General features: G+C 42.4%; 10 protein-coding genes. 7 read left to right on the top strand and 3 right to left on the bottom strand.

What is annotated here, in order from left to right:
* Positions 1-136: 136 nt before the first annotated feature.
* The 3 genes from INF29_RS12970 to INF29_RS12960 are packed head-to-tail and all read right to left on the bottom strand — an operon-like array spanning position 137 to position 4,494.
* Positions 137-1,135: an isocitrate/isopropylmalate dehydrogenase family protein gene (locus INF29_RS12970; protein ID WP_087989775.1), complete on the bottom strand. Its 999-nt coding sequence runs from the start codon at positions 1,133-1,135 to the stop codon at positions 137-139.
* Between the two features lie 24 nt (positions 1,136-1,159).
* Entirely contained in the window at positions 1,160-3,088 is a 1,929-nt protein-coding gene (locus INF29_RS12965) for an aconitate hydratase (protein WP_087989776.1), read from the bottom strand.
* A 23-nt stretch (positions 3,089-3,111) separates the two neighbouring features.
* Positions 3,112-4,494, bottom strand: coding sequence for a beta/alpha barrel domain-containing protein (locus INF29_RS12960; RefSeq protein ID WP_193487080.1), 1,383 nt, complete (start codon positions 4,492-4,494; stop codon positions 3,112-3,114).
* 489 nt (positions 4,495-4,983) lie between these two features.
* On the opposite strand from INF29_RS12960, the gene INF29_RS12955 reads away from it, so the two are divergent.
* The 7 genes from INF29_RS12955 (at position 4,984) to INF29_RS12925 (ending at position 9,942) form a co-directional block, all read left to right on the top strand.
* Positions 4,984-5,232, top strand: coding sequence for a hypothetical protein (locus INF29_RS12955; protein WP_072853640.1), 249 nt, complete (start codon positions 4,984-4,986; stop codon positions 5,230-5,232).
* A 169-nt stretch (positions 5,233-5,401) separates the two neighbouring features.
* Positions 5,402-6,040 carry a transporter substrate-binding domain-containing protein gene (locus tag INF29_RS12950; RefSeq protein ID WP_193487078.1) on the top strand — a complete coding sequence of 213 codons (639 nt, stop codon included), beginning with the start codon at positions 5,402-5,404 and terminating at the stop codon, positions 6,038-6,040.
* Positions 6,030-6,287 (top strand): type 2 periplasmic-binding domain-containing protein, encoded by a 258-nt coding sequence (locus tag INF29_RS12945; protein ID WP_193487076.1) that lies wholly within the window; start codon positions 6,030-6,032, stop codon positions 6,285-6,287. The genes INF29_RS12950 and INF29_RS12945 overlap by 11 nt, the downstream gene beginning before the upstream one ends.
* A complete protein-coding gene (locus tag INF29_RS12940) occupies positions 6,259-6,570 on the top strand; it encodes a type 2 periplasmic-binding domain-containing protein (protein WP_193487074.1) in 312 nt (103 codons plus the stop codon). The genes INF29_RS12945 and INF29_RS12940 overlap by 29 nt, the downstream gene beginning before the upstream one ends.
* An 11-nt stretch (positions 6,571-6,581) precedes the next feature.
* Complete coding sequence (locus INF29_RS12935; protein WP_243184177.1) at positions 6,582-7,601, top strand: sensor histidine kinase; 1,020 nt, start codon at positions 6,582-6,584, stop codon at positions 7,599-7,601.
* Positions 7,602-7,603: 2 nt separating this feature from the next.
* The gene (locus INF29_RS12930) at positions 7,604-8,992 is read left to right on the top strand and encodes a sigma-54-dependent transcriptional regulator (RefSeq protein ID WP_193487070.1); all 1,389 of its coding nucleotides are present in this window, start codon (positions 7,604-7,606) and stop codon (positions 8,990-8,992) included.
* Positions 8,993-9,282: 290 nt separating this feature from the next.
* Complete coding sequence (locus tag INF29_RS12925) at positions 9,283-9,942, top strand: FAD-dependent oxidoreductase (RefSeq protein WP_193487068.1); 660 nt, start codon at positions 9,283-9,285, stop codon at positions 9,940-9,942.
* Positions 9,943-10,140: the final 198 nt, after the last annotated feature.

Genomic DNA, 10,140 nt, shown 5'->3' with positions numbered 1-10,140 from the left:
AGGGTAGCAGATAATCATACCACCAAGGCTTGAACGAAGTGAAAGCCAGCGTCATTTAGGCGCTGGCTCTTAATAAGCCCTTATAGGGCTAGTGCAAACCACGTCTTTTAGGCGTGGTTATGATTTTCTGTGAATATTACAGTGCCGCAATGACTGCGTCAGCAAATTCTTCTGTGGAAGCAGTACCGCCCATGTCCTGGGTCAGTGTTTTACCTTCGGAAATGACTTTTGTCACAGCCTGTTCAATGTCTGCAGCAGCCTTTGCTTCGCCCAGATGTGCCAGCATCAGGGAAGCGGAAAGGATTGCCGCAGTGGGATTGATTTTGTGCTGTCCGGCAATGTCAGGAGCGGAACCGTGGATGGGTTCGAAAATTGCGCCGCTAACACCGATGTTTGCGCTGGGAGTTAAGCCCAAACCGCCTACCAGACCTGCGCACAGGTCGGAAACAATGTCACCGTAAAGGTTAGGGCATACCAGTACATCATAGTCCTCGGGATGCATTACCAGACGCATGCACATGGCGTCTACGATGCTGTCGTTGAATTCAATCTGAGGATATTCTTTTGCAATCTGTCTTGCAATATCCAGGAACATACCGTCTGTGCATTTCATGATATTTGCTTTATGTACAGCAGTTACTTTCTTTCTGCCTTCTCTTACGGCAAAATCGAAGGCATAACGGATAATTCTTTCGCAGCCTTTTCTGGTGATAAGCTTGATGCTTTCTGCCGCATCTTCGCCAACCATATGTTCAATGCCTGCGTACAGGTCTTCGGTGTTTTCACGAACGACTACCAGATCGATGTTATCATAACGGCTGATGACACCGGGATAAGTTTTCGCAGGGCGTACGTTGGCATACAGATCGAAAATTTTACGCATGGCTACGTTTACACTGCGGAAACCAGTGCCGACAGGTGTGGTAACGGGGCCTTTCAGCGCAACGCCGTTTCTGCGGATGGATTCGATGGTTTCATCGGGCAGGGGAGTGCCATATTTTTCAATCATAGCTGCGCCGGCTTCTGCCTGTTCCCATTCGATGGCAACGCCTGTTGCTTCTACAACTCTTTTTGCGGCAGCAATGACTTCCGGACCACTGCCGTCACCGGGGATCAAAGTAACTTTATATGACATGGAATTTTTCCTCCTTCAATATCATTAGTTGGATTCTTTTGTATAGTTCAGCAGACCGCCTGCCAGCAGAATATCTCTCTGACGTTCGGAGATGTTCAGGCGAGTAGGGATTTCTTCCCCAGTTTTTACACAGGTTACATTGACGATCTGACCCTGTGCAGCGCCTTTGATCTGGTCGGCAGCATATTTGATGACAAATTCATCGCCGATTTTGATGTTGTCGTAGTCCCATTCGTTGACGAATACCAGAGGCAGGATACCGTTGTTGATGAGGTTTGCCATGTGGATACGTGCGAAGGATTTTGCAATAACTGCTTTTACGCCCAGCTGCAGAGGTGCCAGTGCCGCATGTTCACGGCTGCTGCCCTGACCATAGTTCTGACCGGCAATGATGAAGCCGCCGCCAGCTTTTTTCGCTCTTGCAGGAAATTCCGGATCACAAGGTGTCAGGCAGTAATCTGCCAGATAAGGCACGTTGGAGCGGAAGGGCAGAAGTTTTGCGTTGGAGGGCATGATATGGTCTGTGGTGATGTTGTCATCTACTTTGATCAATGCGCCGCCTTTGATTTCTTTCGGCACTTTTGTGTTTTTGGGGAAAGGCTGGATATTGGGACCTCTTACCACTTTCACACATTCGCCTTCGGGAGCGGGAGGGATGATCAGGTTATCATTTACCATGAATTCTTCAGGCATAGGGATGACAGGTGCTTCACCCAATGTATGAGGGTCTGTCAGTTTGCCAGTCAATGCGCTGGCAACAGCTGTTTCGGGGCTGACGATGTATACCTGAGCGGATTTTGTGCCGCTTCTGCCTTCAAAGTTTCTGTTGATGGTACGCAGGGATACCGCATTGGTTGCAGGCGCCTGACCCATACCGATACAAGGACCGCAGCCGCATTCCAGAATACGTGCACCAGCGGAAATGATGTCAGCCAGCGCGCCGTTAGCAGCCAGCATGTTCATAACCTGTTTGGAGCCAGGAGCGATAACAAGGCTTACGTTCGGGTCAACAGTTTTGCCTTTCAGCAGGGCAGCAACTGTCATCATATCTGTGTAAGAGGAGTTTGTGCAGCTGCCGATGGCAACCTGATCTACAGCCAAATCTTTGATTTCACTTACTTTTTTGATATTGTCAGGGCTGTGAGGGCATGCTACCAGAGGTTCGATTTCATCCAAAGCGATGGTGATTTCTTCGTCGTAGATAGCGTCGTCGTCTGCTTTCAGTTCAACCCAGTCTTCTTCACGACCCTGTGCTTTCAGGAATGCTTTTGTTACTTCGTCACTGGGGAATACGGATGTAGTTGCGCCCAGTTCTGCGCCCATGTTTGTGATGGTTGCTCTCTGGGGAACGCTCAGTGTTTTTACGCCTTCACCAGCGTATTCCATAACTTTGCCGACGCCGCCTTTTACAGACAGTCTGCGCAGAACTTCCAGAATCACGTCTTTTGCAGTTACCCAAGGGCTCAGTTTGCCAGTCAGTACTACACGGCAAACACGGGGCATTGCAAGATAATAAGCGCCGCCGCCCATGGCAACCGCTACATCCAGACCGCCTGCACCGATGGCAAGCATGCCGATACCGCCGCCAGTAGGAGTATGGCTGTCAGAACCCAGCAGTGTTTTGCCGGGTTTGCCGAAACGTTCCAGATGTACCTGATGGCAGATGCCGTTGCCAGGTTTGGAGAAATAGATACCGTGTTTTTTGGCAACGGTCTGGATATATTTGTGGTCATCGGCGTTTTCAAAGCCTGTCTGCAATGTGTTGTGGTCAATGTATGCAACAGATTTTTCTGTTTTAACTCTGGGAATGCCAATGGCTTCAAACTGCAGATAAGCCATAGTACCTGTGGAATCCTGTGTCAGGGTCTGGTCAATTTTGATGGCGATTTCCTTGCCGGGAATCATTTCTCCGCTGACCAGATGAGATTTAATCAGTTTTTCAGTGATATTCATGTGAAAGCCTCCTCAATTTTCTTTCATTCTTTGATGTATGCAATAAGGTGTGGTGTCAGTTCCTGCATGGCAGCAATCAATTCTTCCTTACTGATATAGGCAACGCGGCCGTCTTCGTACTGCTTATCTACCCAATCTTTCAGCAGTGCGACTTCAGGTGCATTTTTATCAATTTTTGTATTACCTTCTAATTGCAGATTGTGGTTCAGCCAGTAAGCAATGCCGGCAGAACCGGAGTTTTTGTTGATTTCTACACCCAGAGGGCGGTTCAGGATTTTTGCTGTGTTGAAGATGTTGTAAATCTCTTCGTCTTTTGCAACACCGTCAGCGTGGATGCCGGCACGCGTTACGTTGAAATCAGCACCAACGAAAGGTGTTCTTTCGGGAATCTTGTATCCCAGTTCTTTTTCGTAATATTCGGCAATTTCTGTGATAACAGTAGGGTCCATACCATCCAGTGTGCCGCGAATCTGTGCATATTCCATAACCATGGCTTCCAGTGGTGTGTTGCCGGTACGTTCCCCAATGCCAAGCAGGGAACAGTTTATGGAAGATGCGCCGTAGAGCCATGCGGTGGTAGCGTTTACAACAGCTTTGTAGAAGTCGTTGTGTCCGTGCCATTCAATGAGTTCGCTGGGGAACTGACCGAAGTGGTTGATACCATAGATGATACCGGGAACGCTGCGAGGCAGTGTAGCACCAGGATAAGGAACGCCATAGCCCATGGTGTCACAGAAACGGATTTTTACGGGAATCTGATATTCTTCCATAAGGTGACGCAGTTCCTGTGCAAAAGGAACGACGAAGCCGTAGAAATCGGCTCTGGTAACGTCTTCAAAGTGGCAGCGAGGACGAATACCCATGTCCAAAGCAGCTTTTACCACTTCCAGATAACCATCCATGGCCTGTTTTCTTGTTTTATGTAATTTATTGAAAATATGGTAGTCAGAGCAGCTTACCAGAATGCCGCATTCTTCCAGATCCATATCTTTTACCAGTTTAAAGTCTTCTTTGGTGGCACGAATCCAACCAGTAATTTCAGGGAATTTCAATCCTTGTTCCTGACAAGCGCGAATGGCTTTGCGGTCATTTTCGCTGTAAAGGAAAAATTCGCAGGTTCTGATTTTGCCTTTGGGACCGCCCAGACGGCTCAACATTTTATATAATGTTACAATCTGATCAACGGTGTAGGGTGCACGTGCCTGCTGGCCGTCACGGAAAGTTGTATCAGTGATCCAGATTTCGTCAGGACAGTTCATAGGAACCAGTCGATAGTTGAATGTAACTTTTGGTACTTCGTCGTAATTGAAGTTGTCACGGTACAGGTTTGGTTCTTGAACATCCTGCAGGCTGTACTGATACTTATACAGTTCCAGCAGATTTTTCTTCTTGTTGTAAGTAAGCAATAGAATCACCCTTTCGTCTGAAAAATGAATTTATAAAGACAATTGTCTTTGCATGTCTTTGGAAATTCTGTTTGTATTTTTATTTATTAAATATATCAATGAATTATAGAAAAGTCAAATAGATTTATTGAATAGATTTATGACTTATTTTTCAATATAATGAGAAAAATGTTGATATTTCAATGTTTTTATTTTGCTAATGACAATATAACAATTAAAAAAATATATAAATTAAATTTTTGAACACAGAATTTAAAAATAAATTATAGAATTATTTAATAATTTAACGAGAGAAAAGAAATGGAATCGTTCATTTTTATGAATGCTTTTTGGGATGTTCAATCCTTTTTATAGAAAATATGCGGAGTGTTTGAATGCTTTGAATGAATATAAATACATGTATAGCAGGTTTGGAAAATAGCCAGAAAACTGGTGATTGTTCCCAATCCACATACATGGTATACTCAATACAAGAAGGAGATGAGAATGATGGAAGAAACATATTTGCTGTTGATGGAAAAAATTGTGGAATTGACAGAAAAAAACGGCGAAACCGATGCAGCTGCTTTGGCTTGGGAAACTGGCATGAAACACGGAGATATTTTGCTGCGGTTAAAAGAAATGGAAGAAAAAAATTGGCTGGTTACATACGAAATAGACATGTGCTGCGGCGAGGAATACATCGTGGATGGATTGACGGATGCGGGAAAGGCAGCATTAGCTGAACTGAAAAAATAAGTATTTATAAAAATCTAAAAATTGGAAACAAAAAACTCCGAAAAGATATTGTCCTATATGGTTTTAAAAACTGTAGGATCAATCTGATTCGGAGTTTTTTTTATGCAAAAATTATGGGTTTTCTTGTAAGCAATTGCGTTTATAATATAAGGCTACGAGGGGATAGCCGTTGCTTTTTCTATATTGTGGTGATATGCAAAAGCTGGAAAAGTACCAAAAAGGAGTAGATTTCTTTGAAAAAACTGCATTGTCTGTGGAACAGGAATGCAGTTTTGTGGAATTCTCAGATATTGATGATGCAACTGTGCGGCAAGAACGGGGTGATGCTATGGAAGATACAAAACAGAGCAATAAAAAATTTCATATGAATATATTGTATGTGGTGTGGCTACTTGGTTTATTCCTGTTTTTGCTTGTTATGGGAAATTGGTATTGTGTGAAAGTATACGGCGGAAACTTGTTTTATATTGCTTTTGGCAAAAATGAAGTTTCCGCGGAAGAAAAAGCGTTTCTGAAGGAAAGAGGCACTTTGATTTATGGAGAAACACTAGATTCTTTTCCAGCGCAGATTTATGATCCGATGATGGAATCAGAAAATGGATTTGCCATTGATTTGATGAATCAGTTAGCCTGGGAAATGGATACAACGATTGAGTTTCAGCCAGTGATTTGGGCGGATTCCTTTACATTGTTGGAAAATGGAACAGTAGATATGATTCAGATTTCCTATTCAGAAGAAAGAGCTGAGAAATATTATTTATCAGCACCTATTTATCGCAGTAAGGGTGTCGTTTTTTTTGCGAGATGATGGGGAAGAAATTACAAAGCTTCAGGATTCGCAGGGGAAAACACTTGCGGGTATCAAAGCGGATTACGCGTTGACTGTTCTGAAGGAACATTATCCAGAATTCAAGATTTTGGAATATGACAGCATTGGGGAATGTGCAGAGCAACTGAAGGCACAGAATGTAGATGGAATAGTTGCGGATGAACAAAACATTATGTATTATGCCCAAGGTGAAAAAAATGTTCCAGGATTACTATATTCTGGATGAAGAAGTATATACAGAGGATGTTGTTTTTGCTGTGCGGAAAGAGGATGCAGTTCTGGGAAAAATCATTGATAAGGCAGTTTATAAACTGAGAACACAGGATGTGCTGGACAGGGTACAGAGAAAATGGTTTTTGACTTCCATTCTGGAAGATGCGTTGCCGCGGCAGTTCATTTATGTCTGGTTGGCAGTACTTTTATCAGGAATTGCAGGATTTTTTGTTTTTTTGTTTTGGTATATCATAAGCATACCAGAATTTTGGTTGAGGTTCGGACAAGGGAATTAAATGTGGAACGTATGCGTCTGAAAACAGTGCTGGATGCCATTCCACAATATTTGCTTGAGGTGACACCGGAAGGACAAGTCCAACTAATGAATCAACGAGCAAAGAAAGATATGAACCAAAATGCGTTGTGCAGTGGGGATGCAGCTGTTATTACCCAGCCAGCAATTTTGCAGATGATAAAAACAGCTAAAAAAGATGCCTTTGCACAGCAGGAAGTGGAAATCAACCAAAAGATTTACCGCATTACCTGCAGTGATATTGGAGGATTGTCCGAAAATGAAAATGTCATATTGCTTGCAGAGGATGTGACACTGCGGCGGATTCAGGAAAAACAAAACATACAAAATAATAAGATGATGGCAATTGGGGAATTGGCATCAGGCATTTCTCACGAATTGAAAAATCCTTTGGAAATCATTTGCAATTATTGCTATGCTTTGAAAAAAGGGATTTTGCACACAAAGGAAGATTGTTTACAGACCATTTGCGTCATTGAAGAAGAAGCCAAAGAAGCCAATAAAATTGTGGAAAGTCTGCTGTCTTTTGCCAGATTATCCCCGACGGAAATTGGCGAAGCGGAACTAAAAGCATCTGTGCAAATGATTTTGCAGCTGCAGATGCCTTTGTTCCATCACAAACAGATTGCGGTCGAATTTAACTGTACAGAACCAGTATGGGTTTGCTGTACCCAAGAGGGACTGAAAAAAATATTTATCAATTTGTTTACCAATGCCATGGATGCCATGGAGGCAGTAAAAGACAGACAGAAGAAAATTCGAATTTCTGTTATGTTAACGGAAAACTTTGCCGTAGTAGAAGTGGAAGATAATGGCAAGGGGATGAAAGCGGAAGAAAAGGAACGAATTTTCAATCCATTTTATACAACCAAAAGCACTGGTACAGGTTTAGGACTTTATCTGGTATACCAACAGTTGGAAGAAGTTGGCGGAAGTATACAGGTTTATAGTGAGGAAGGGCAGGGAACGCTGTTTCGCGTTATGCTGCCATTGAAAAAAAGTTTGGGGGAATGATAATGTGTGAGAAACAAGGCAGACTGCGTATATTGGTAGTGGACGATGAACAGAAACAGCGTCAGATATTGAAAATACTGCTGAACAGTGAGGGGTATGAAGTGAGAACTGCTGATTCTGTGGAAACGGCACTGGAAAGAATGGCAGAAAAAGAGCCGGACATTGTCATTACAGATCTCCGAATGGAAGGACAGGACGGCATTGCCCTTTTGGAACAGACAAAGCGGAAATACCCTAATTGCAAAGTGATATTACTGACAGGATATGGCAGTATAGAAAACGCTGTGGAAGCCATGAAAAAAGGTGCTTGGTTTTATTTTGTCAAAGGGAAAGGTCCAGAAGAATTGCTGGCAGAACTGCGCAAACTTCAGAATGCATATTTGTCTAAGCAAAATGGAAAGCGGTTGCAGGAAGAAAATCGAAATTATATGCTGGATACAAAAAATGAAGAATTGCGAAAGATTTTTCGTATTGTAGAACGTGCAGCAAAGAGTTCCGCCAATATTTTGATATTAGGAGAATCCGGCGTTGGGAAAGAAGTATTTGCAAACTATATTCATCAGCTCAGCAGACCAGATCGGAAATTTCTTGCAGTTAATTGCCATGCTCTTTCAGACAGTTTGATGGAATCCGAGTTGTTTGGTCATGAGAAAGGTGCTTTCACTGGTGCCATTGGAACATATAAAGGAAGATTTGAAGCAGCAGAAGGCGGAACACTTTTTTTAGATGAAATTGGGGATATTCCGCGTAATGTGCAGTCAAAATTGCTTCGTACACTGGAAACAAGAACCATTGAACGTATTGGCAGTACACAAAGTATCCCTGTGGATTTTCGCTTAATCAGCGCTACCAATGTGGATTTGGAACAGGCAATGAAAGATGGAGATTTCCGCAGTGATTTATATTATCGGCTTTGTACGATTACGATTGTATTGCCGCCATTGCGGGAAAGAAAAGAAGATTTGCCAGAACTGATCCGCTTCTTTTTGAAAAAATATGGAGCAGAACAGGAAAAAGAAATGAAAGAACCGGATGCAGAAGTATGGGATGCATTGCTGGCTTATAATTACAAAGGAAATATTCGAGAATTGAAAAATGTAATCGAGCGTTTGGTGGTGCTTTCAGAAGATGGGACAGTCTCTTTGGAAGATTTGCCGGATCAATTTTTTGAAAAAAAGATGCCAGTAAAGGAATCCTTCGGTGGAAGCTCCTTGAAAGAGGTGCGCATGCAGGCGGAAAAAGAATTAATTTTAGAAGTATTGCAGATGCAGCAATGCAAAACAAAGGAAACGGCAGAACATTTGGGCATCAGTGAACGGCAGTTGTTTAATAAATTAAAAGAATACGAAATTGATCTGAAAAAATTGAAAATGAAGCAAAAGGAAAAATAATGAAAAAAGTTGCAGTTTTTACTGCAACTTTTTTCATGTTTTTGGGATTTTTATTGTTTTAGCTTTGATGGTATTGGTATTTCAAAGGGATTTTCGGTGGGAAAAAGAAGACAATTTGGATTTTGTATACGAAATAACATGTTTTTTACCAGAATGAGAAAAGAAAAATAGATTATTTGCTAAAAAAATTTGTATTTGAAATGTTTTTTTAGAGAGTTGGCACAGGACTTGCTTTTTATTAGGGCGTAACAAATCAAAAAACTTTTTTAAAATGAAAGGAGTAATGAAGTATGATTATTGGATGCCCTAAGGAAATGAAAGCTGGAGAAACAAGAGTTGCTTTAACACCCGAATGGACAAGAACATTGGTGCAGGACGGACATGAAGTTCTGATCCAGAAGGATGCCGGTGCGAATTGCGGTTTTCAGGATGCAGACTACATTGCGGCAGGCGCGAAAATAGAAGAAACCATTGCCGATGTTTATAAAAAAGCGGAATTTGTGGTGAAAGTAAAAGAATTGCAGGCAGGGGAATATGATCTGCTGCAAAAAGATCAGATTGTTATGGCTTGGTTCCATCTGGCAGAAGATGTGGATCACGATATGCTGCATGCAATGCTGGATCATGGCACAGTTGGTCTGGGCATGGAACTGATCAAACTGCCTGACGGCACAAGACCTACTATCAAACCAATGAGTGAAATCGCAGGCAGCCTTGCAATGCTGGAAGCAGTAAAATATGGACTGGTAGATCGTGGCGGCAGCGGTACATTGTTCAGAAAGCTTTCTGGACTGCCAGCACCCAGAGTGTTGATTATCGGCGGCGGTCATGCAGGCGTAAATGCGGCAGAAATTGCGTTGGGTCTTGGTCTGCGGGTTACCATTGTAGAAAACTATTGGAAGAGAATTGCAGAACTGCGCTATATTGAGGGTATGAAGAAAAGTCTGTAAATAAGATTCTTCTATGATAAGACTGGGTGGAATGCTTTGAAATGAAGCACTCCACCTTTGTTTTATATATACCGAGGGTATGAAGAAAAGTCTGTAAATAAGATTCTTCTATGATAAGACTGGGTGGAATGCTTTGAAATGAAGCACTCCACCTTTGTTTTATATATACCATCCAAAAGATGGCATGTCAATAACAGG

Origin of the sequence: Anaerotignum lactatifermentans (assembly GCF_014982935.1) — a bacterium.
Lineage (GTDB): Bacteria > Bacillota > Clostridia > Lachnospirales > Anaerotignaceae > Anaerotignum > Anaerotignum lactatifermentans.
The sequence above is the reverse complement of the archived record's forward strand: the minus strand, read 5'-3'. Positions and strand labels throughout refer to the sequence as shown.